Below are 21,766 nucleotides of genomic sequence, written 5' to 3'. Positions count from 1 at the left end.
TCGAATGCAGAGAAACGCGACGCCGTGACGGAATCGCGATTGGCGCATCATTCTACCTTCAGAATAGTGTCGATTGTTTGCATCGCGCTGCGCGTCATTTGATGAAGGATATCGATCCTTCAGCCGTGCCGGCCGCCTTCGAGATAGGCGGAACGGATCTCCGGGGCCTTCAGCAATTCGGCGCCGGTGCCCGAGAGGGTGATCAATCCATTGACCATGACATAGCCGCGATGGGCCAGACGCAGCGCGTGATTGGCGTTTTGCTCGACAATCAGCACCGTCAATCCGTCCTGCTTGTTGAGCACGCGGATTGCATCGAAAATCTGCTTGGCGATCAGCGGTGCCAGACCCAGCGAGGGTTCATCGAGCAACAGCAGGCGCGGGCGGCTCATCAGTGCGCGGCCGATGGCCAGCATCTGCTGCTCGCCGCCGGACAGCGTGCCGCCGCGCTGGGTCATGCGCTCCTTGAGACGCGGAAACAGCGCCAATACCTTGTCGAGGCTTTCAGCGCGTTCGGCCGGCGTGCTCTCATTGACGTCGGCGCCCATCTGCAGATTTTCCGCCACGCTCATACGCGGGAAAATCCGGCGGCCTTCGGGTGATTGCGCGATGCGCATGCGCGCGATCTCGTGGGTCGGTAGATCGGTGATATCAATGCCGTCATAGATGATTGCGCCAGCGCGCGCCCTCGGCTTGCCGAAGATGGTCATCATCAGCGTCGACTTGCCGGCGCCATTGGCACCGATCAGTGCGACGATCTCGCCGCGCTTGATGTCGAGATCGACGCCTTTCAGCGCTTCGATCTTGCCATAGGATGCGTGCAGGCCAGTGACGGCGAGCATGGGGGCGGCGCTCACGTCTCGCCCTCCATCACTGCGATAGCTTCTTCCTCGTCGGCACCGAGATAGGCGGCGATGACTTTGGGATTGTCGCGGATCTGCTGCGGCGTGCCGTCGGCGATCTTCACACCGTAATCGAGCACGTTGATATGGTCGGAGATTTGCATCACGACGGACATGTCATGCTCGATGAGCAGGATCGAGGTGCCGTGCTCGGCGCGGATCTTCAGCAGCAACTCGTTGAGCGCGGCGCTTTCGCGGGCATTGAGGCCGGCGGCGGGTTCGTCGAGGCAGAGCAGTGCAGGTTCGGTACACATCGCACGCGCGATTTCAAGGCGGCGCTGATCCCCATAAGGCAGGTTGCCGGCGGCATCGTCAGCGCGCTCCAGCAGGCCGATCTGATCGAGCCAGTAGCGCGCCAGGTCGATCGCAGCCTTCTCGGCGGCGCGATAGCTGGGCACGCCGAACAGGCCGAGAAGAGTGAAGCCAGAAGCGCGCATCAGCGTGTTGTGCTGCGCCACCATCAGGTTTTCCAGCGCGGTCATGCCGGGAAACAGCCGGATATTCTGGAAGGTGCGCGCGACCTTGGCGATCTTCGAGATGCGGAAGTCGTTCAGCCGCTCCAGCCGCCATTCGCCATCGCTGTGGCGCAGCTTGATGGTGCCGGATGTCGGCTTGTAGAAGCCGGTGATGCAATTGAAGACGGTGGTCTTGCCGGCACCGTTGGGGCCGATCAGCGCTGTGATCTTGCCACGCTCGGCGGTGAAGGAGAGATCGTTGACGGCGACGATGCCGCCGAACCGCATCGTCAGATTCTCGACGCTGAGGATGTCGTTGATGTTCATCCGTGCCCCTCTTTGACGAGGTCGGACGAGATCACCGTGTTGCGTTCGAGAAAGACGGTTGGCGCGCGGTGGCCGATCAGGCCGCGCGGGCGCCAGATCATTAGCAGCACCATGGCGCCGCCGAACACCAGCATGCGGAATTGCTCAAGGCCTCTGAACAGTTCGAAGCCGCCGATCATCGCGAGCGCTGCGAGGGCCACGCCGAGTTGTGAGCCCATGCCGCCGAGCACGACGATGGCCAGCACCAGTGCGGATTCGTGGAAAGTGAAGGATTCCGGGCTGATGAAACCCTGACGGGTCGCAAAGAACGCGCCGGCGAAGCCGCCGAACATGGCGCCGGTGGCGAAGGCGGTGAGCTTCGTCGTCGTCGTATTGATGCCGAGCGCGCGGCAGGCGACTTCGTCTTCGCGCAGCGCCTCCCAGGCCCGGCCAATGGGTAGGCGGCGCAGGCGGATGGTGACCCAGTTGGTGAGCAGTGCGAGCGCGAGGATCAGATAGAACAGGAAGACGATGCGGTGGGTCGGCGAGAACTCGATGCCAAGGCGGTCAGCGAGGCCGCCATCGCCCGGCGTCAGCGGAATGCCGAACATGGTTGGACGCGGAATGCCGGAGATGCCGTTGGGACCACCGGTGAGAGTCTGCCAGTTGATGATGACGAGGCGGATGATCTCGCCAAAGGCCAGTGTAACGATGGCGAGGTAGTCGCCGCGCAGCCGCAGGACTGGAAAGCCGAGCAGCACACCGAAGAACGCCGCGAGGATACCGGCGAGTGGCAGGCAGATCCAGAACGACAGGCCGAAATTGGTGGCCAGCAGCGCGTAGGAATAGGCGCCGACGGCATAGAAGGCGACATAGCCGAGATCGAGAAGACCGGCGAGGCCGACCACCACATTCAGACCCCAGCCAAGCATCACGTAGGTCAGCACGAGAATGCCGAGATCGAGGATGTAACGCTCGTCGTAGAAGATCACCGGGACGAGAAAGGTGAAGATCAACAGCGCCGGCACCAGCGCACGGCCGGCGAAGGAAAATACTTTCTGCGCCGATGGCGGCACGACGCGCACGGTGTCCACCGGTCCCCACCAGTGGCGCAGCAACTCCATGACGATACTGCCGCCGAACACCACGGCGACCATGGCGGCGAGATCGCCGAAGCGCGTCCACCAGGTCAGTTGCCCGTCGGAGCCGGCCTCGGTGCGGATGCCGATCATCAGCGAGAACAGCACCAGCGCGACCAGTGCGGAGATCACGGCCTTCTTCAGGATGAATGCGGCGTCCGGCCCGCGGGCAGTCTTAGCTTGTGATGCGTTTGCTGCCACTTGGATCCCGTCAGACTTTTTCGACTTCGGGACGGCCGAGCAGGCCGGTCGGCAGGAAGATCAGCACCACGATCAGAATCGAAAAGGCGGCGACATCTTTGTATTCGGTGGAGAAGTAGGCGGCCCACAATGTCTCGATCAGGCCGATCAGCAAGCCGCCGAGCATGGCGCCAGGTAGCGAGCCGATGCCGCCGAGCACGGCGGCCGTGAAGGCCTTGATGCCGGCGACGAAGCCCATGAAGAAATCCACGAGGCCGTAATAGAGCAGGTACATCATGCCCGCGACCGCAGCCAAGGCTGCGCCGATCACGAAGGTCATGGAGATGGTGCGGTCCACATCGACGCCGAGCAGCGAGGCCATGGTCTGGTCCTGCTCGCAGGCGCGCATGTCGCGGCCGAGGCGCGTGCGCGCGACCAGCCAGGTGAACAGCGCCAGCAGCACGATGGTGGTGATGACGACGATGATCTGGATGTTGGACAAGCGTACGGCGAAACCGTCGGCGCCTTCATGCAGTGTGTAGCCGCCGGTGATGATCGGTGGCACCGGCTTGACGCGGGCGCCCTGTGCGACCTGCGAGAAATTGGTCAGCACAAAAGACATGCCGATCGCTGACAGCATCGGCGCTAGGCGGAAGGAATGGCGCAGGGGACGGTAGGCGATGCGCTCGATGGTCCAGCCATAGAGCGAGGTGATGGCCATCGAGACCAGGAGCACCAGCAGCAGGATCACCGGCACCGCGGTAAGGCCGATCGACACCAGGATGAGAAAAGTGATCAGCGCGATGAAGCCGCCGATCATGAAGATATCGCCATGGGCGAAATTGATCATGCCGACGATGCCGTAGACCATCGTGTAGCCGATCGCGATCAGGCCATAGATGGAGCCGAGCACGAGACCGTTGATCAGTTGCTGGGCGAAATAATCCATGCGCTGCCGAATTCGAGTGAGGCGCCACCATGATCCGGCAGCCGGATCATTGCGTCGTTGTATCGTTTTCTAACAGCGGCCATTGGAGGCGGCAACAGGGGCTGGTGCGGCTAAAGTAGCCTGTACATGCTGTTTTTCGCGGCGATTGGCGTCCGTTCGCTTGCGCCGCAGCGCACACAAATCCGCGCCTTATTTGCGGCTGTTCCGGTGTCACAGTTGCGCCGCGCAACGGCCTTGCAATCATCACGCGGGAACCGAAACGAAGATCGGGGCTGCACGTTGTCGGGCGTTGAATGGTTCAACACAGGAGATTGAAGAATGTCCAATCAGAACCAGCAAAAGCCCGGTCAGCAGAAGCCAGGCCAGCAGAGCCAGAACCCGGGGCAGCAGGGCCAGAAGCCCGGTCAGCAGCAGGGCGGTGGAATGAAGCCCGACCACGAGCAGGACCCGGGCCGGCAGGGCCAGAGATAGGCCGTCAGGCAGACATCAATTGAGGTTTGGGTCGTTCTCAGCGACCCATGTGGAAGGCCCCGCCGAAAGGCGGGGCTTTTCGTTTGGCAAGTCCCGATCGTATTCCCCCGCCGTTATCCCGGCAATTTTCGAATTAAGGTTACCAATTGGTTTACATTGTCCGTCTGATTGAACGGGCGTTACGTCGGTGCAGGCGTGCGACTCCTGCGAGTCGCCGGCAGAGCGGTGGACGACGTGATGGATCAGAGCAGCACAGACCAGACCGGAGCCCATCAGGGTGGAACCCTCCGGACTGGCACGTTTCAGACCGGTACGTTTCAGACTTGGCGGATCAGCACGTTCACGGGCGCGCTGATCGCCTGCTATTTCATCCCGACCTGGACGATCTTCGCGTTCCGCATCATGGTCTCGCCGATCCAGGGCTTCTATGAGCGCCCCAATATTTCACTGGCGCTGTTTCTCAGCGACTACATGCAATTTTCCAGCATGGGCACGGTGCGCTATGCGTGGCTGCTCGCCGTCGGCAAGCTGACGGTGGTTGCTTTCTTCATGGTATTCTTGGTGTTCATCACACGGCCGAAAATCCGCAAGACGGGCGGCTGCGATGAGGCGTTGATGATGGCGCTCGGTATCGGCGGCGTGATCTCGTTCGCCAGTATGATCATGGCATCGAAAGTCGGCGAGATCGCTGCGATGCGGCTGCACATCACAGAATTGCTGTTGCTGCTGGGCACCGCGGTGTTGATGGCGATCGAGCCGCCGCTGCGTCGCGCGGCGGCGCAGGAGCTTGATCCCGGGCAGCCGGGCAAGGCAGCTAACGACGTGCAGCTTTTGCAGAAGGTCGCCTAACTAAAAGGTCGCCTAAATGGCGAGCCCGAGCTCCTTAATGATCGCTCCGGCTTCCTTGGTGGCGTGATTGGCCGCCGGGACGCCGCAATAGATCGCCTGCTGTAGCAGGATTTCCTTGATGTCGTCCGGTGTGAAGCCGCCTTCGGTGAGGGCGGCGCGCACATGCATGCGAAATTCGTCCCACTGGCCGAGCGCGAGCATGGTGCCGATCACCAATACGCGGCGCGTGCGGTCGTCGAAATGCGGCCGCGTCCAGATCTCGCCCCAGGCGTAGCGGCTGATCAGGTCGAGAAAATCCGCATTGAATGCGTTCTTGCCGGCGGCCGATTTGTCGACCCAGGCATTGCCGAGAACCTTGCGGCGTTTTGCGGTGCCGTCGGCGGCGCGCTGTTGCTCGTCCATCTTAGGTCTCCGTTCAGCGCTGCGTCAGGAAGCCGACTACGGCGTCGGTGAAGGCGTAGGGCTGTTCGACGTTCGAGATGTGTGCAGCGTCCAGGAGCGTCATGCTCGCGCCGGGGATGTTGCTGCGGATCAGTTCACCAGCCGCAACCGGTGTTGCGTTGTCTTGACGGCCGGCGATCACCAGCGTCGGGCTTTTGATCTTGGGCAGCAGCGCGCGCTGATCGAGCGTGCTCAGCGCCTCGCAGGCAGCAAGATAGCCTTCGACCGGTGAGGCGATCAGCATCGCCTTCATCTTCGCGGTGGTCTCGGGCTCGCGCTCGCGGAAGTCGGCAGTGAGCCAGCCGCCGATGACGGCGTCGGCCACCGCTTTGAGGCCACCCTCGCGCACCGCCTTGATGCGGTTGTGCCAGTTGGTCGGATCCGGATAGTAGCAGCTGGTGTTGGCCAGGATGATCTTGTTGAACCGCTCAGGCGCGTGGGCGCCTAACCACTGGCCGACCATGCCACCCATCGACAACCCGCACCAATGGACCTTATCGATATTGAGGTCGTCGAGGATCGCCAGCACGTCCTTGCCGTAGCGTTCCATCGAGGTCGGGCCGTTCATGCCGGACTTGCCGTGGCCGCGCCGATCGTAGCGGATCACGCGAAACAGCTTTGTCAGCGCCGGCATCTGCGGCTCCCACATCGCCATGGTGCAGCCAAGCGAATTCGACATCATCAGCGTCGGCCCGCTGTCGCGGCCCTCCACGGAGACATTCAGCAGGCAGCCGTCGGCGTCGATCATGGGCATGGTGTGTCTCCCGAGTTTCTTCTTAACGGAGTGAGGCGAGCTGGCGGTCGATCAGGGCCTGCGAGACGCCCTGATAATCCATCGGCTCGAACAGTTTGGCGATGGCGGCAGCGTTGAGCTGCGCGCTGACCTTGGGATCGGCCGTGAGCACATCGCGCAGATGTTTCTTCTCGGCAACGGCGCGCTTGGTGGCGGCTTCGACCAGATGATGGGCGTCGCTCTTGCCGAGCTTTTCGGCGAGCGCAAAGGTCACGGCCTCCGCCATGATGAGTCCGTGGGTCGTATCGAGGTTCAGCAGCATCCGCTCGGCATCGACCTCGAGCCCTTCGGCGATGTCGACGACGGCGGCGAGAGCGCCCGATGTCACCAGCAACAGCGTCGGCAGGGTCGGCCATTCCGCGTGCCACGGTCCGGCACTGCGTTCGTGATCCTGGATCTGAGCGGCAAAGATCGTTGCGGCGAGATTCGGCGCCATGGTCGCGGCGCCAAGCGCAGAGGCTGATGCCACGGGGTTGCGCTTGTGCGGCATTGTCGAGGAGCCGCCTCGGCCTTCGCCAGAGGGCTCGAACGCCTCGCCGACATCGGTCTGCATCATCAGCGAGACGTCACGGGCGATCTTGCCGCAACTGCCGGACAGGATCGCCAGCACGGAAGCCACTTCGGCGATACGGTCGCGATGGGTGTGCCATGGCGCATCGGGCAGCGGCAGCTGCAATTCCTTGGCGAGTTGCTCTGCAACGACGAGCCCCTTGTCGCCGAGCGCAGCAAGCGTGCCGGCGGCGCCGCCAAATTGCAGTGCGAGGCCTTCGGCGCGCAATCGCTTCAGGCGCAGGCGCGAGCGGTGCAGTGCCGAGGCATATTCGGCGAGCTTCAGCCCGAATGGCATCGGCAGCGCGTGCTGCAGCCAGGTGCGGGCGACCACAGCGGTGTTGCGGTGCTTGACCGCAAGGGCTGCAAAGCCGGCGATGGCGCGGTCGAGATCCGCGAGCAGAGAGTCAATGGCGGCGCGCAGGCCGAGCATGGTGGCGCTGTCGATGACGTCCTGACTGGTGGCGCCCCAATGCACGTAGCGCGCAGCCTCGGTATCGGCCTTCGCCACTTTGGCGGTGAGCGTCTTGACCAGCGGGATGGCGAGATTGCCGGAACGCGTGGCTGCATCGGCCAGGGCAGCCAGATCGAATTGGTCGGCTTTGCAGGCGGCCTCGATGGCCGTCACCGCGCTGGCGGGAATCACCCCGACTGCGGCCTCGGCCCGCGCCAGTGCGGCTTCGAAGTCCAGCATATGCTGCAAATGGGCGGTATCATCGCAAACCGCACGCATCGCGCGGCTCGACAACAAGGGTGCCAGCAGAGGGGACAGGGACGTGCTCATCTGTGCGGGACCTAACCATTCCGGCGAGAGTCTGCCAATCCCCCGCAATCTTCTTGTCGCCGTCGCCTGTTGCACTGCGAATAGGCATCGCCCCATCTCGCCGGACGGTCTTTCCTTTGCGCCGTCCGTGCATTACTTGGGATTGAGGGTTCAATCCCTTGGGGATGACAGCCTCTATTCCGGACGGCGACAAATTCAGGAGACAGACCCATGGCCATGACGATGAGCGGTGAAGTCCAGCTTGCCGCGCCCCGCGAAGTGGTATGGGGAAAGCTCAACGACCCCGCAGTGCTGAAGGCCTGCATCCCGGGCTGCGAAGAGCTCGAGACCACCGAGGAGGGCGGCTTCCGCGCCACGGCCAAGATCAAGGTCGGCCCGGTCTCCGCGCGCTTCAAGGGCAAGGTCACGCTGAGTGATCTCGATCCGCCCAACGGCTACAAGATCACCGGTGAAGGTGAGGGCGGCGTGGCCGGCTTTGCCAAGGGCGGCGCTGTCGTCGGCCTGACCGACAAGGATGGCGGCACGCTCCTGACCTACAATGTAGAAGCCCAGATCGGCGGCAAGTTGGCCCAGCTCGGTCAGCGCCTGATCAACGGCTCGGCCAAGAAGATCGCCGACGAGTTCTTCGCGAACTTCGCCAAGGCTGTGCAGGGCTAAGGCCCGGAGCGTCCGATAGCGGTGATCAAGTGTGCTTGATACCGCAGGAAAACGCATCAGAGACCGTCCCGACTTGAGGTTGCTCATTGCCGGGATGGGCCATATTATGCATTTGGAATGATTTTAATGACCGTGTCGCCACGCAATGGGACGCGGACCAAGAGAGTGCATATGGCCAAAATCTCGATGATCGTGAACGGCAATCCCGTCACCGGCAATATCGATCCGCGCACATTGCTGGTGCAGTTTCTGCGTGAGAATCTGCGGCTCACCGGCACCCATGTGGGTTGCGACACGTCGCAATGCGGCGCCTGCGTTGTGCATCTCGACGGCAAGGCCGTGAAGTCCTGCACCACGCTCGCTGTCATGGCCGATGGCCACGAGGTGAAGACCATCGAAGGTCTCGCCGCCGATGGCGCGCCGCTGCATCCGATGCAGGAGGCGTTTCGCGAGCATCACGGCCTGCAGTGCGGCTTCTGCACTCCCGGCATGATCATGACCGCGGTGGACCTCGTGCATCGCAAGGGACATGATCTCAGTGATCACCTGATCCGCGAAGAACTCGAAGGCAATCTCTGTCGCTGCACCGGTTATCAGAACATCGTGGCGTCGATCGCAGCCGGCGCCAAGGCGATGGCGAAGTCCGATCTCGCATAACGACGCATAACGATAATCGCGCACCGCGAATCAGGGATCCCCACCCATGTACGAATTCAAATATCATCGTCCGTCGACCGTGCGGCAGGCCGCCAATCTCCTCATCAAGAACGAAGACGCCAAGCTGATTGCCGGCGGTCACACGCTGGTGCCGGTCATGAAGCAGCGTTTGGCGGCACCGCCGCATATCATCGATCTCTCGCATATCGAGGGTGTCGACGGCATCGAGATGAAGGGGCGTTCGCTGGTGATCGGCGCGCTCGCCAAGCATGCCGCTGTCGCGGCGTCACCGATCGTTGGCGAAGCCATTCCGGCACTGGCCGAACTCGCCGGCCTGATCGGCGATCCCGCTGTGCGCCACAAGGGCACCATAGGTGGTTCGCTCGCCAATAACGATCCGACCGCGGACTATCCCGCAGCCGTGATGGCCCTCGGTGCCACCATCACCACCAACAAGCGCAAGCTGAAGCCGGAAGAATTTTTCCAGGGCTTGTTCACGACCGCGCTGGAGGCCGACGAGATCATTACCAAGGTCTCCTTCCCCGTGCCGAAGAAGGCCGCCTATATCAAGTTCCGCAACCAGGCCTCGCGCTACGCGCTGGTCGGGGTGTTCGTGGCGCGTCTGCCCTCGGGCGTGCGCGTCACCGTCACCGGTGCGGGCTCGGATGGTGTGTTCCGCGTCGAGGAGTTCGAGGCTGCGTTGCAGAAGCGGTTCTCGCCAAAGGCGCTGGACGGGCTTACGGTGCCGGCCGAAGGCCTCAACAGCGATCTCCATGGCAGCGCCGAATATCGGGCGCATCTGATCGGCGTGCTGGCCAAGCGTGCGGTCGAAGCTGCCAACAACCGGGCCTGATATTTGTCAGGTCCGCACTTTTCCGGATTGGTTCTCTCATGACTAAGCCATCGGCGCTCCCCACTTCCGTCGATGGCATGCTGGAATTGCTGACATCGCGCGGCTATCTCGCCGAGCGTTCGCTGGCGACGGTCACCTATCTGTCGCTGAAAATGGGCCGGCCGCTGTTTCTCGAAGGCGAGGCCGGCGTCGGCAAGACCGAGATTGCCAAGGTGCTGTCGGCAGCACTCGGCCGCAAGCTGATCCGGCTGCAGTGCTATGAAGGCCTCGACGTATCCTCCGCGGTCTATGAGTGGAACAGCGCGTCGCAGATGATCGCGATCCGTCTGGCGGAAGCCGCCGGCGATACCGACCGCGATCAGCTGGCCAGCGACATCTTCGCCGAGCGCTACCTGATCAAGCGTCCGCTGCTGCAGGCGCTGGAGCCGGACGTCAACGGCGCGCCGGTGCTCCTGATCGACGAACTCGATCGCGCAGACGAGGCGTTTGAAGCCTATCTTCTCGAGATCCTCAGCGACTTCCAGGTGACGATCCCCGAGCTCGGCACGGTCAAGGCGCCGTCGCCGCCCATCGTCATCGTCACATCGAACCGCACCCGCGAGATTCACGACGCGCTGAAGCGGCGCTGTCTGTATCACTGGGTCGACTATCCGAACGCCGAGCGCGAACTCGCTATCGTCAAGTCGCGGGTGCCGGGCATCTCCGCAAAGCTCTCGCAGCAGGTGGTGAGATTCGTGCAGGCACTGCGCGACCAGGATTTCTACAAATCGCCGGGCGTCGCCGAGACTCTGGACTGGGCGACCGCGCTGACCGAACTCGACGCCCGCTCGCTGACGCCGCAGGTGGTGGGCGATACGCTGGGCGCGCTGTTGAAGTATCAGGACGACATCCAGCGCATGCAGGGCGATGCGCTGGCGAAGGTGATCAAGGAAGCGACGAGCGATTGACACTCGTCATTCCGGGGCGCGGGCGGCGATAGCCGAACGCGAACCCGGAATCCCGAAGTAGTTGAACACATCGAGGTTCCCCACCACTCCAATTGGAGTGGCTGAGGTTCGGTCGCGCAAGTGGCGCGCCCGCCCGGAACGACGGAGTTTGGATTGCCCATCGACCATCTCAACCCACCGACTGGCCAGATGGCAGATAATGTCATCGGCTTTGCGCGTGCGCTCCGCGCCGCCGGGCTTCCGGTCGGGCCGGGGGCGGTGATCGATGCGCTCAATGCGTTGCAGATGATCGAGATCGGCAAGCGCGCCGACGTATTCACGACTCTGGAAGCGATCTTCGTCAAACGCCACGAGCACGCGTTGGTGTTTGCCCAGGCCTTCGATCTGTTCTTCCGCGCCGCCGACGAATGGAAGCAGATGCTGGATTCGGTGCCGCTGCCCGACGATGCCAAGCGCAAGCCGCCGCCGGCCTCGCGCCGCGTGCAGGAGGCGATGGCGCAGCCGGCGCAGGGCACAGAGCGAGAGGCGCCGCAGGAGCAGGAGATCAGGCTCTCGGTCTCCGACCGCGAAGTGCTGCAGAAGAAGGATTTTGCGCAGATGAGCGCAGCGGAGATCGCCGAGGTCACGCGCGCTATCGCCAATATGCGGCTGCCGCAAGCTGAACTGCGCACGCGCCGCACCCAGCCGGACAAGCACGGCGCGCGGCTCGATCTGCGGCGCACGCTGCGCGGTAGCCTGCGCACCGGCGGCGACATCATCGATATCCGCAGGCTAGGCCTGATCGACAAGCCGGCGCCGATTGTCGCATTGCTCGATATCTCCGGCTCGATGAGTGAATATACCCGGCTGTTCCTGCACTTCCTTCATGCCATTACGGACGCCCGCAAGCGCGTCTCGGTTTTTCTGTTTGGCACAAGGCTGACCAATGTGACGCGGGCGCTGCGGTCGCGTGATCCCGATGAGGCGCTGGCCTCGTGCTCGGCCTCGGTGGAAGACTGGGCCGGCGGCACGCGCATTTCCGCGTCGCTGCACAACTTCAACAAGCTCTGGGGACGCCGCGTACTCGGCCAGGGCGCCATCGTGCTGCTAATTTCCGACGGTTTGGAGCGGGAGGCGGATTCCCAACTGGCCTTCGAGATGGACCGGCTGCATCGCTCCTGCCGGCGGCTGATCTGGCTCAACCCGCTATTGCGCTTCGACGGCTTCGAGCCGAAAGCACAGGGCATCAAAATGATGCTCCCGCACGTTGACGAATTCCGCCCGGTGCATAATTTGAGTTCGATCGACGGACTGATTAAGGCGCTGTCATCGGCGCCCCCGGTCCATCACCGCAGCCTGATCCGGCCCGCAGCTTAAGAGAGGCTTCCATGCTCAATCGCGATGAAGACATCCTGCAGGCCGCGGAAGCGTGGCAGAAGGCCGGACACGGCGTGGCGCTGGCCACCGTGGTTGAGACCTGGGGTTCGGCGCCGCGTCCCGCAGGCTCGAATCTCGTCATCAATGACGACGGCACGTTCCTGGGCTCGGTCTCCGGCGGTTGCGTTGAAGGCGCCGTGGTCACCGAGGCGCTCGATGTGATTGCGAGTGGCGAGCCCAAATTGCTCGAATTCGGCGTGGCTGATGAGACCGCGTGGAATGTCGGCCTGTCCTGCGGCGGCACCATTCGTGTGTTCGTCGAGAAGGTAGCCCAGTCGTGAAGGCCGAGACACTTGCCACCCTGAACACGGAACGCGCCGCTCGACGCCCCGTTATTTTGATCACCGATATATCCGATGGAACACAACGCCTGGTGAAGGCTGCCGATTTCGGCGCCGATCCGCTGCATGCCGAGCTCGAGAAGCAGCTCCGCATGGGCAAGAGCGCGATGGTCGAGGTGGACGGCAAGAAGCTGTTCCTCAATGTCTACGCGCCGACCGCGCGCCTCGTGATCATCGGTGCCGTCCATATCAGCCAGGCGCTGGCGCCGCTGGCGCGGTCGCTGGATTACGACGTCACCGTGGTCGATCCGCGCACGGCCTTTGCCAGCCCCGAGCGTTTCCCGGACGTGAAGCTGATCGCCGAATGGCCGGATGAGGCGCTGCCGGGCCTCCACATCGATCACTACACAGCCTTCGTCGCCGTGACCCATGATCCGAAGATTGACGATCCGGCGCTGCTGCACGCGTTCGAGAAGAACTGCTTTTATATCGGCGCGCTCGGTTCGCGAAAGACTCACGCCAAGCGTGGCGATCGGCTGAAGGCGCAGGGCGTCAGCGAGGCTGACTTCGCGCGGATCAAGGCGCCGATCGGTCTCAATATCGGTGCTGTTTCGCCATCGGAGATCGCGGTTTCGATCATGGCCGAGATCACCGCCGAACTGCGTATGCCCAAGACGATACCCGCGGAATTGTCCAAAGTGAGCAACCCATGAAGTTCGGTCCCGCCAGTCCGGCGGATGCACTTGGCGGCGTGACCGTCCACACACTGCGTCAGGGTTCGCTCGTTCTCAAGAAGGGCACCACTATCGGTCCCGATGAAGTCGCCGCGCTGACCGGCGCGGGCGTCAAGGACGTGGTCGTCGTACGTCTCGAAGAGGGCGACGTGTCCGAGGACGTCGCAGCCGCGAGCATCGCGCAGGCAGTGGCGGGCGAGGGCGTCAATGTTGAGCGCGCCTTCACGGGCCGCGCCAACCTGTTTGCGGGGACGCCGGGTGTGCTGGTCGTCGATCGCGCCATCGTCGATCGCATCAATGCCGTCGATGAAGCGATCACCTTTGCAACGCTGGCGGCCTACAAGCCGGTGGTGGAAGGCGAGATGATTGCGACCGTCAAGCTGATCCCTTTCGGCGTCGCCGGTACGCTGCGCGACGCGGCCGTCCAGGCTGCCTCGGGCGGCGCGATGCGGATCGCGCCTTACACGGTCAAGAAAGTCGGCATCGTCTCGACGCTGTTGCCGGGGCTGTCGCCGAAGGTGATCGACAAGACGCTGCGTGTGACCGAAGAGCGCCTTGCGCCTGCCGGTGCGAAGATCGTCGCTGAGCGCCGCGTGCCGCATGATGAGATAGTGCTGGCGAAGACAATTCAGGAATTGCTGAAGCTGGGCGCCGAACTGGTGATCGTGTTCGGCGCCTCGGCCATTGCCGACCGCCGCGACGTCATCCCGTCGGCGATCGAGCAAATCGGCGGCGCCATCGAGCATTTCGGCATGCCGGTCGATCCCGGCAATCTGTTGCTGATCGGCAGGGCCGGCAACGTGCCGGTGCTGGGTGCGCCGGGCTGTGCGCGCTCCCCAGTCGAGAACGGCTTCGATTGGGTGTTGATGCGGCTGCTGGCAGGCCTCAAGGTCACGCGTTCGGATCTCACAGGCATGGGCGTCGGCGGTTTGCTGATGGAAATCGTCACCCGGCCGCAACCGCGCGTGCCTGTCGGCAGCGATGGCAACAGCAACGTCGCCGCCGTTATTCTGGCCGCCGGCCGTTCGACCCGGATGGGGGGGCCGAACAAGTTGCTCGCCGAACTCAACGGCAAGGCATTGGTCCGGATAGTCGCCGAACAGGCGATCGCATCGAAGGCGTCCAGCGTGACGGTGGTGACAGGTCATCAGGCGCCAGAGGTCGAGAAGGCGCTGGCCGGACTCAAAGTCACGTTCGTCTACAACCCTAATTTTGCCGATGGCCTTGCCAGTTCGGTGAAAGCCGGCATCGCGGCAGTCCCGGCCGATGCCAATGGAGCTGCGGTTTGTCTTGGCGACATGCCGCTGATCGATGCCGGCTTGATCGACCGGTTGATCGAAGCCTTCGCGCCGGATCGCGGCAACCTCATCGTCGTCCCTGTAAGCGACGGCCGGCGCGGTAATCCCGTGTTGTGGTCTCGGCGCTTCTTCAATGAGTTGATGACGCTGGACGGCGATATCGGCGCGCGGCACCTGATCATGAAGCACGCCGAAGCCGTGGCCGATGTGGCCGTGGAAGGCCACGGCGCCTTCCTCGATATCGATACACCGCAGGCGCTGGAAGACGCGCGGAGCGGCTAACGCATGGCGCATGCGGCGGGCCGCCGCATTGCACTTTCGTTCACCAAGTTGAAACGCCCTTCCTTTAGCGTCTGCCTCGATCGACCTCGGGGGAGGGGAAATTGTCACTGTTTGTTGCCGCGCGTCGTCGCGCGATTCTCGCCGTTGCCTTGTTGATGAGCGTCGGTGCCATGGACGTGGCTTCGGCCGCTGGCGCCCTCGCCGTGGGCAAGTGCGGTGCCTATGGCCAGGCCTTCGACTATCCGGCGCAGGGGGCGGCGCTGGCGGCCGCTAAAAAGCAGTGCAAGGGCGAATGCACGACCGTAACGATGAACCGTGCCTGTGCAGCCTTCGCCGTGGATATGAAGAATCCCTGCGGCGCACACGGCTATGCCGTGGCGCCCCGTATTTCGAGTTCGCTGAATCAGGCGACCAAGAAATGCTATGACTACGGCGGTAAGGAATGCGTTATCCGCGCCTGGGCCTGCGACGCCAAGGGCTAGAGCTCCCCGACAAATATCTCGTTCAATGCGCCTGCGGCAGCTAGACTGCTGTAATGATTCAATTTTTCCGGACACTTCTGAAGTCTGCCGCCGACGCCGATCCGTCCGTTCGCGAATTTCGCAAGGCGCTGAGCCGCGAGATGCTGTTGACCGAACGGTTGCGGGTCAAGACGGTCATTGGCACCGTGGTGATCGTGACGCTGTCGCTGTCCATCGCCTATCTGCTGGCGCCGTCGAGCTTCGCGCGCATATCCAATGGCCAGTTCGATCTTAAATCGTCTTTTATGATCACGGGCCCGCTGCTGCTGTTCGAGTTCTTCGTTCTTTACAAGGTCAATCAGCGCATCGCTGCAGGGCAGGATATTGCGCAGGGGCGGCGCTATCTGAGCGCACTCATCGAGACCAGCATTCCGACGGCCGCACTGCATCTCCATATGGGCTGGATGGGGCCGGCGGCGGCGTTGGCATTTGCGGCGCCTTTGTCCTATTTCATCTTCATCATTCTATCCACGCTTCGGCTCGATTTCTGGCTGTCGACGTTTACCGGCTTTGTCGCGGCCGCCCAGATGCTCGCGCTGGCCATGCTGTATCATCCGGTGCAATTCGCCTCTGAACCGGCACCGGATTTTGCGTTCCAGCTTATCCGCAGCGCCATGGTCCTGCTCTGTGGTATTCTTGCAGGCGCCGTCGGCTTGCAACTCCGTCGCCAGTTCGAGGCGAGCATCGCGGCAACTTCGGCGCGCGATCGTGTCACCAATCTGTTCGGTCAGCATGTTTCGCCGCAAGTTGTGGAGCGGTTGCTGGAGTCGGGAACGAACTCCACGACCGAGATGCGTCAGGTCGCGGTGATGTTCGTCGATATCCGTAACTTTACCGCAGCGACCCGTGTGCATTCGCCCCGCGAGGTGGTGGATCGGCTCGACGAGACCTTTGCTCTATTGGTCGAGGTGCTGGATCGACATTCCGGGATCGTGAACAAGTTTCTCGGTGACGGATTTCTCGCGCTGTTCGGAGCGCCCATTGAGGATCCGAATGCGGCGCATTGCGCCGTGCAGGCGGCACGCGAGATGCTCATAGCTGTCGAGCAAAGCAATCAGGACAGCGAATGGCCCCTGCGCATCGGCATCGGGCTTCATATTGGGGCCGTGATTGCCGGCAACGTTGGCTCCCCGCGTCGCAAGGAATACACCGTCATCGGCGATACCGTGAACTTCGCGGCTCGGCTTGAGGCGCTCAACAAACAGTTCGGCTCGCAACTGCTGATCTCTGCTTCCATACGCGATGCCTTGGGCGACACTTGCAGCGATGCGGAGCTGCTCGGCGATGTGCCGATCCGCGGCTATGACCTGCCGCAGGCTATCTGGCGCTTGGGCTGAGTGCTGCGTCAGTTCTCGAAGAATGGCGCGCGGGGCGGTCGCATGACCATGCCGAAGCGCGCATAGACTCCCTGGCGCTCGAAATTGTCCCGCACGTGTCCCGCGGCGAATGACCATTCGTAGGGGCCGGTGCGCAAGCCAGTCAGATGGCCGCCGATCCGGGTCTGCTGGCTGAAATAGTCGTTCGACAGTGCTGCCTCCGGGCCGATCCAGAACAAATCGAACAGGCGCCAGCCGGCTGCAATGCGCGTGGTATAGCCAGTATCGATGGTCGTGCCCGAGATGGCATATTGCAGCATCAGCTCGCGTGTCGGCTCCCACCAGACATCCATCGTGCCCCGCGCGCCGAGCATCGCGCGAAGCCGGGAGCGGCGCTGATCGTGGTAGAAATAGTCGGCTTCCATATCGAGGCCAGCCAATAGCTGAACTTCCAGATTGCCGCTTCGGATGAGGTAGCCCGGCAGGATCGCTGCGCGGCTGATCTGGGTGTAGTCTGAGCGCGTGCCTGTCGTGTAGCGTTCGAGGTTTTCCGACAGAAAGAAACGCAGAATGAAACCGTCCTTGTTAAGGCCGGCGGGAGCCCATTGCAGCCCCAAATAGGCACCAAGGCTCCAATGCGACGCGTCCACGCCGCCGAAATACATCAGGCGGTCCGGCATGCCTCCGGAGAGAAAATCGAAGGCGCGCCGTTTTTTGATACGCGTGTCGAACAGGGACGACCAAAAGCTCGATGAGCCGGATGCCGGCTCGATCGTCGTATCGATCTCGCCGACATCCTGAGCCGAGGCCATGCCGCAGGAATATGCGGCCGCTGCAACGCATAATGCGCGTAACGCCAGTCCCCAACGCATCGAGCCCCCACCCAACGCAACAGAAACACAACATAAAAATACAACTTAAGGTAGATTATCTTGGGGATAAGCCTACGTCCAGTGTGGATAAGTAATAATCTGAAAAAATCTGCTGTGAGATCGTCGCGCGGCTTCAAAGCTGCGACGGCAGCAGGTTCTGAACCTTGGCACCTTCGCGCTCCTCGATGATCTCGGCGATCCAGCGCCGATGGCAGTGTTCGTGGTCGCGCTCGTAGCAGAGGATGCAGACCGGTCCGGACTTCGTCACCAGCGCCGCCAGCTCATCCATCTCCTCCCGTGCCTGCGGTGTCTTGAGATGAGCCATATAGATCTTTTCGAGCGCTGCGAGCTTGCCGCTGCGTGCGGCTTCGCGGCCGTCCTTGGGCGTACCCAGTCCGCGCAGATGGATGTAGCCGATGCCGCGCTCGTCGAGGCCGGCGGCGAGTTGGTTCTTGGAGAAACCCGGCCGCCGCGACGCGGCGACGGCACGCACATCGACCAGCAGCTTGACGCCGGCATTTTGCAGTTCATCGAGCACGGCTTTCGCTGGCGTCTGCTCGTAACCGACGGTGAAGAGTTGAGGCGCTTTTCGGGCCATGTGAGCATCCCCGTGATCGACGAATGATTGGCACAATGTCGCGGCCAGCCGCGAGGCGTTGCTCCCATTTGCAACATGGCACATAGTCAACTCAACAAACTCCGCCAGTTCAATGGCCGATATTACCGGGGGAATGATGGCTCGCATGGTTGGTGCGTTAGGCGTAATCGCGCTCGCGCTTGTGTCGTTTCAGTCCACATCTCTGGCGCAAGGCGCATATCCGGATCGTCCGGTCAGAATTATCGTGCCGATCGCGCCCGGCGGCAGCTACGATCTGGTCGGGCGGCATCTCGCCGATGCGCTGGCGAAGCGAACGGGGCAGGCGTTCTTTGTCGAGAACAAGCCAGGAGCGGGCACCGTCGTGGGCACGCAGGCTGCGGCCCAGAGCGAGGCCGACGGCTATACGCTGATGGTCGGCGGCCTTTCCAACATGGCCTTCAACTCCGCACTTTACGCCAAGCTCGCCTATGACCCGTTGAAGGATTTCGTGCCGGTCGCGCTGGTCTACAAGTTTGGCTACATCATGGTCGGCCGCAAGGATCTGCCGCAGCAGACGCCGAAGGAGATCGTCGCGGCCGCATTGGACAAGCCGGGGTCGATCACTGTGGCGACGGCCGGCGTCGGGACCGGCCAGCAATTGGTGGCCGCGGCCTTCATGAAGTCTGCCGGCGTCAAGCTGCAGGAGGTGCCTTACAGGGGATCTCCGCCTGCTTTTGCCGATCTGCTGGCGGGCCGTATCGATCTGTTCTTCGATTCGATTGCTGCCGGGCTGCCTTATGTGCAGACGGGGCAGGTGCGGGGCATCGCGGTCCTGTCGTCGAAGCGGAGTCCGCTGGCGCCCGATGTTCCGACCATGGCGGAAGCGGGCGTGCCCGGCCTCGATGTGGATTCATGGCTGGGCATTTTCGTGCCGGCCAAAACGCCGCCTGCAGTGATCGCAAAGCTCCGTCAGGACATTCGGGCGGTGTTGCCCGATCTGAAGGAGCGGTTCGAGAAGAGCGGCGGTGAGCCCTGGGATATGCCCGACGACAAGCTCGACGGCTTCATCGCATCAGAACACGCGACTTGGACAAAACTGATCCGCGAGGCTGGCATCAAGCTCGATTGAGCAACGCGCGTGGGTGCTACGTCACCCGCTCGATCAACGCCATGGCACCGTGTGGTGCGCGTACCTTGGCCTCGTGGATGACATAGGCGAACACGTCGCGTGGCTGTTTCTTGATCTTGGCGTCGTCGACGCGCGGCAGGTCGGTTGGCTCGCCGCCGCCGGCCCAGGTCTCGAAACGTTTGGCCCAGGCATCCAGCGCCTTCGGTGGATAGGCAGTCTTGATGCTGTCCTCACCCTTCTGCAAACGCAGATAGACGAAGTCGCCGGTGACATCGGCAATGGCCGGGTAGGTGGCGTGTTCGGAGAATACCACGGGGATCTTGAACTGTCGTAGCAGCGCAATGAAGGCCGGCACGCAGAAACTGTCGTGGCGGACCTCGACCACATGGCGCAGCTTGCGCCCACCGAGCTCTGTCGGCAACAATTCGAGAAACTTCCCGAAATCGGCTTCGTCGAATTTCTTGGTCGGCGCGAATTGCCACAGAACGGGGCCGAGCTTGCCGCCGAGTTCAAGCACGCCGGAATCGTAGAACCGGCTCACGCTCTCGCCGGCTTCGGCGAGCACCCGGCGATTGGTTGCGAAGCGGGGGCCCTTGAGCGAGAATACGAAATCCTCCGGCACCTCGCGCGCCCATTTGCGAAAGCTCTCCGGCTTCTGCGAGCCGTAGAAGGTCCCGTTGATCTCGATCGAGGTCAGCTTGGACGCGGCATAGCTCAGCTCCTTCGCTTGCGTGAGTTTCTCCGGATAGAACACCCCGCGCCACGGCGCGAAAGTCCAACCGCCGATGCCGATACGGATTTGTCCGGATTTCGCAACCATTGTGAGGCCGATCCTTTCAGTATTCGCCGTGTTACTCAGTGCCGCGCCGGCAGCACCGGCTTGGTTACGCCCTCCACGCCGGTCAGCACCAGCATCGTCAGCAGTGCATTTTGCGGCCCGATATAAGCGTCGACGGGCTTGTACCATTCATTGCGCGAATGCCAGTTGCCGCCCTGGCCGCCGCCGCCGATGGTCACCGCAGGGATGCCGAGCGACATCGCGAGATTGGAGTCCGTGCTAGAGCCGGCAAAGGTGACATGGGGCGCGCGGGTCAGCGCGGTCACGGCACGCGCGGTCGCCTGCACGAGGGGAGAGTCTTCTGCGACAACGCCCGCCGGGCGGTCGCCAATCAGTTTGATCTCGACAGTGATCTTGTCCGATCCCCAGCGTTTGTTTTCTTCACCCACTGCGTCCTTCACCTGATCGAGAAGCCTCGCTTCGAGTTTCAACAGTTCTTCGGTCGAATTCGATCGCATGTCGATCGTCATGCGTGCTTCCGCTGCGATGGCGTTGACGGATGTGCCGCCACTTACCGTTCCGACCGTGAAGGTGGTTTTCGGATCTGCGGGAGTCTGCAGCTCCGAGATTTTCGCGATTGCGCGACCCAGCGCATGGGTCGCGCTCGGCAGGCCGAATTCCTGAAAACTGTGACCGCCCGGACCCTTGAAGATCATCTCGTAGCGGTGGCTTCCCGTTCCCTGGTTGACGATGCGCGTGACGCCGAGTCCGTCGATCGAGATGAAACCGTCGATATCCTTGTTGTCGCGAAACAGGGCTTTGACGCCGCGCAGATTGCCCAGCTCTTCTTCGCCGACGCTGGCGACGAACATGACGTCCCCGACCGTCGCAATCTGCTGCGTGTTGAGGGTCTGCATCAAAGACAGCAGGGCCGCGAGCCCACGGGCATCATCACCGATCCCCGGCGCCAGATAGACGCCGTCCTTTTCCTTCACCGTGACGTCGGTCCCCTCGGGAAAGACAGTGTCCTGATGTGCGGAGATGACCAGCTTCGGCGTTCCGGCGGTGCCCTTGCGCCGGGCGGTCACATTGCCCTCGGCGTCGATCACGGCGTCCTTGAAGCCCAGTTCCTGAAACCGTGACAGAATGTAGTTGCCGCGCAGGTTCTCCTTGAACGGAGGCGCGGGAATTTCGGTGATCCGGATCTGCTCTTTCAGGGTGCGGGCATCGTCGGCCTTGATGGCATCGAGCGCAGCCGTGACGCGCGAATCGGACAGCAGCGTCGTCGTGACGGTATCAATTGTCTGCGCGACGACATGGCTGGTGCCGAAGGATGCCAGCGTCAGCGATGCAGCGAATAGGCATGGTCCGAGCGAGCGTCGCATGGCGCCTCCGATTATCATGCGCGGAGACGATTGTGGTCGCGGTTCAGGCGGGGCTTCCGCCTCGAGAAAACCGCGCGAACGCGCCGCTGTTGACTGGGGCAAGGTAGCGGGCACCCGCAGGACTGGCTATAGCTCGCCAGCAACAGAATGGTGCCAGGGTGCGGTGTTTGCGGCCGGAATGTGGCGTTGAACGCAGTCCCGGGACACCTCTTGCGGAATGTCTCCAGCGTCCCTATTTTGTTTCC

Annotated in this window: 24 protein-coding genes; 13 read left to right on the top strand and 11 right to left on the bottom strand. The window is 62.5% G+C overall.

Features of this window, described 5'->3' with window-relative positions:
• Positions 1 to 119: 119 nt before the first annotated feature.
• The 4 genes from HP556_RS02740 to HP556_RS02725 are packed head-to-tail and all read right to left on the bottom strand — an operon-like array spanning position 120 to position 3,931.
• Positions 120 to 842 carry an ABC transporter ATP-binding protein gene (locus tag HP556_RS02740; protein WP_175365835.1) on the bottom strand — a complete coding sequence of 241 codons (723 nt, stop codon included), beginning with the start codon at positions 840 to 842 and terminating at the stop codon, positions 120 to 122.
• An 11-nt stretch (positions 843 to 853) separates the two neighbouring features.
• Positions 854 to 1,684 (bottom strand): ABC transporter ATP-binding protein, encoded by an 831-nt coding sequence (locus HP556_RS02735; protein ID WP_089264997.1) that lies wholly within the window; start codon positions 1,682 to 1,684, stop codon positions 854 to 856.
• Positions 1,681 to 3,003 (bottom strand): high-affinity branched-chain amino acid ABC transporter permease LivM, encoded by a 1,323-nt coding sequence (gene livM, locus HP556_RS02730; RefSeq protein WP_175365824.1) that lies wholly within the window; start codon positions 3,001 to 3,003, stop codon positions 1,681 to 1,683. Before livM ends, HP556_RS02735 begins: the two co-directional genes overlap by 4 nt.
• Positions 3,004 to 3,013: 10 nt before the next feature.
• Positions 3,014 to 3,931, bottom strand: a complete 918-nt coding sequence (locus tag HP556_RS02725) for an ABC transporter permease subunit (protein WP_089264995.1) — start codon at positions 3,929 to 3,931, stop codon at positions 3,014 to 3,016.
• A 318-nt stretch (positions 3,932 to 4,249) separates the two neighbouring features.
• Here HP556_RS02725 and HP556_RS02720 point away from each other — a divergent pair, with 318 nt between their 5' ends.
• Together HP556_RS02720 and HP556_RS02715 are read left to right on the top strand one after the other, a co-directional pair.
• A complete protein-coding gene (locus HP556_RS02720; protein ID WP_170849538.1) occupies positions 4,250 to 4,402 on the top strand; it encodes a hypothetical protein in 153 nt (50 codons plus the stop codon).
• Positions 4,403 to 4,639: 237 nt separating this feature from the next.
• Complete coding sequence (locus HP556_RS02715; protein WP_175365823.1) at positions 4,640 to 5,251, top strand: hypothetical protein; 612 nt, start codon at positions 4,640 to 4,642, stop codon at positions 5,249 to 5,251.
• Between the two features lie 12 nt (positions 5,252 to 5,263).
• On the opposite strand, the gene HP556_RS02710 is transcribed toward HP556_RS02715, so the two are convergent.
• From HP556_RS02710 to HP556_RS02700, 3 genes are read right to left on the bottom strand one after another with little or no spacing between them, the layout of a single operon-like run.
• Positions 5,264 to 5,653 (bottom strand): carboxymuconolactone decarboxylase family protein, encoded by a 390-nt coding sequence (locus HP556_RS02710; RefSeq protein ID WP_175365822.1) that lies wholly within the window; start codon positions 5,651 to 5,653, stop codon positions 5,264 to 5,266.
• Positions 5,654 to 5,666: 13 nt separating this feature from the next.
• Entirely contained in the window at positions 5,667 to 6,446 is a 780-nt protein-coding gene (gene pcaD, locus HP556_RS02705; RefSeq protein WP_175365821.1) for a 3-oxoadipate enol-lactonase, read from the bottom strand.
• Between the two features lie 22 nt (positions 6,447 to 6,468).
• A complete protein-coding gene (locus HP556_RS02700; RefSeq protein ID WP_175365820.1) occupies positions 6,469 to 7,818 on the bottom strand; it encodes a 3-carboxy-cis,cis-muconate cycloisomerase in 1,350 nt (449 codons plus the stop codon).
• Positions 7,819 to 8,028: 210 nt separating this feature from the next.
• On the opposite strand from HP556_RS02700, the gene HP556_RS02695 reads away from it, so the two are divergent.
• The 10 genes from HP556_RS02695 to HP556_RS02650 all read left to right on the top strand — a co-directional run bounded on the left by HP556_RS02695 (position 8,029) and on the right by HP556_RS02650 (position 16,801).
• Positions 8,029 to 8,475 carry an SRPBCC family protein gene (locus tag HP556_RS02695; protein WP_089264991.1) on the top strand — a complete coding sequence of 149 codons (447 nt, stop codon included), beginning with the start codon at positions 8,029 to 8,031 and terminating at the stop codon, positions 8,473 to 8,475.
• Between the two features lie 171 nt (positions 8,476 to 8,646).
• Complete coding sequence (locus HP556_RS02690) at positions 8,647 to 9,132, top strand: (2Fe-2S)-binding protein (RefSeq protein WP_089264990.1); 486 nt, start codon at positions 8,647 to 8,649, stop codon at positions 9,130 to 9,132.
• A gap of 46 nt (positions 9,133 to 9,178) precedes the next feature.
• Positions 9,179 to 9,985, top strand: coding sequence for an FAD binding domain-containing protein (locus HP556_RS02685; RefSeq protein ID WP_089264989.1), 807 nt, complete (start codon positions 9,179 to 9,181; stop codon positions 9,983 to 9,985).
• A gap of 38 nt (positions 9,986 to 10,023) precedes the next feature.
• Positions 10,024 to 10,932: an AAA family ATPase gene (locus tag HP556_RS02680; RefSeq protein WP_175365819.1), complete on the top strand. Its 909-nt coding sequence runs from the start codon at positions 10,024 to 10,026 to the stop codon at positions 10,930 to 10,932.
• 153 nt (positions 10,933 to 11,085) lie between these two features.
• Positions 11,086 to 12,288: a vWA domain-containing protein gene (locus HP556_RS02675; RefSeq protein WP_420878638.1), complete on the top strand. Its 1,203-nt coding sequence runs from the start codon at positions 11,086 to 11,088 to the stop codon at positions 12,286 to 12,288.
• A gap of 11 nt (positions 12,289 to 12,299) precedes the next feature.
• On the top strand, positions 12,300 to 12,629 hold the full coding sequence (locus HP556_RS02670) for an XdhC family protein (protein ID WP_175365818.1): 330 nt from the start codon (positions 12,300 to 12,302) through the stop codon (positions 12,627 to 12,629).
• Positions 12,626 to 13,342 (top strand): XdhC family protein, encoded by a 717-nt coding sequence (locus tag HP556_RS02665; protein ID WP_175365817.1) that lies wholly within the window; start codon positions 12,626 to 12,628, stop codon positions 13,340 to 13,342. The genes HP556_RS02670 and HP556_RS02665 overlap by 4 nt, the downstream gene beginning before the upstream one ends.
• The gene (locus HP556_RS02660; protein ID WP_175365816.1) at positions 13,339 to 14,943 is read left to right on the top strand and encodes an NTP transferase domain-containing protein; all 1,605 of its coding nucleotides are present in this window, start codon (positions 13,339 to 13,341) and stop codon (positions 14,941 to 14,943) included. Before HP556_RS02665 ends, HP556_RS02660 begins: the two co-directional genes overlap by 4 nt.
• Positions 14,944 to 15,098: 155 nt before the next feature.
• Positions 15,099 to 15,425 carry a DUF4189 domain-containing protein gene (locus HP556_RS02655; RefSeq protein ID WP_315844185.1) on the top strand — a complete coding sequence of 109 codons (327 nt, stop codon included), beginning with the start codon at positions 15,099 to 15,101 and terminating at the stop codon, positions 15,423 to 15,425.
• Between the two features lie 53 nt (positions 15,426 to 15,478).
• A complete protein-coding gene (locus tag HP556_RS02650) occupies positions 15,479 to 16,801 on the top strand; it encodes an adenylate/guanylate cyclase domain-containing protein (protein ID WP_175365814.1) in 1,323 nt (440 codons plus the stop codon).
• 8 nt (positions 16,802 to 16,809) lie between these two features.
• Here HP556_RS02650 and bcsS read toward each other — a convergent pair whose 3' ends face one another.
• Positions 16,810 to 17,592, bottom strand: coding sequence for a cellulose biosynthesis protein BcsS (gene bcsS / locus HP556_RS02645; RefSeq protein ID WP_175365813.1), 783 nt, complete (start codon positions 17,590 to 17,592; stop codon positions 16,810 to 16,812).
• A gap of 193 nt (positions 17,593 to 17,785) precedes the next feature.
• A complete protein-coding gene (locus HP556_RS02640; protein ID WP_175365812.1) occupies positions 17,786 to 18,250 on the bottom strand; it encodes a DUF488 domain-containing protein in 465 nt (154 codons plus the stop codon).
• 145 nt (positions 18,251 to 18,395) lie between these two features.
• On the opposite strand from HP556_RS02640, the gene HP556_RS02635 reads away from it, so the two are divergent.
• Positions 18,396 to 19,358: a Bug family tripartite tricarboxylate transporter substrate binding protein gene (locus tag HP556_RS02635; RefSeq protein WP_175365811.1), complete on the top strand. Its 963-nt coding sequence runs from the start codon at positions 18,396 to 18,398 to the stop codon at positions 19,356 to 19,358.
• A gap of 16 nt (positions 19,359 to 19,374) precedes the next feature.
• Here HP556_RS02635 and HP556_RS02630 read toward each other — a convergent pair whose 3' ends face one another.
• Positions 19,375 to 20,178 carry a DUF72 domain-containing protein gene (locus HP556_RS02630; RefSeq protein ID WP_175365810.1) on the bottom strand — a complete coding sequence of 268 codons (804 nt, stop codon included), beginning with the start codon at positions 20,176 to 20,178 and terminating at the stop codon, positions 19,375 to 19,377.
• A gap of 35 nt (positions 20,179 to 20,213) precedes the next feature.
• The gene (locus HP556_RS02625; RefSeq protein WP_175365809.1) at positions 20,214 to 21,521 is read right to left on the bottom strand and encodes a M20/M25/M40 family metallo-hydrolase; all 1,308 of its coding nucleotides are present in this window, start codon (positions 21,519 to 21,521) and stop codon (positions 20,214 to 20,216) included.
• Positions 21,522 to 21,766 lie beyond the last annotated feature (245 nt).

It is taken from the genome of Tardiphaga robiniae (genome assembly GCF_013359755.1).
GTDB lineage: Bacteria > Pseudomonadota > Alphaproteobacteria > Rhizobiales > Xanthobacteraceae > Tardiphaga > Tardiphaga robiniae.
Note: the sequence above shows the minus strand (reverse complement) of the source record. Positions and strands in the feature narration are given on the sequence as shown.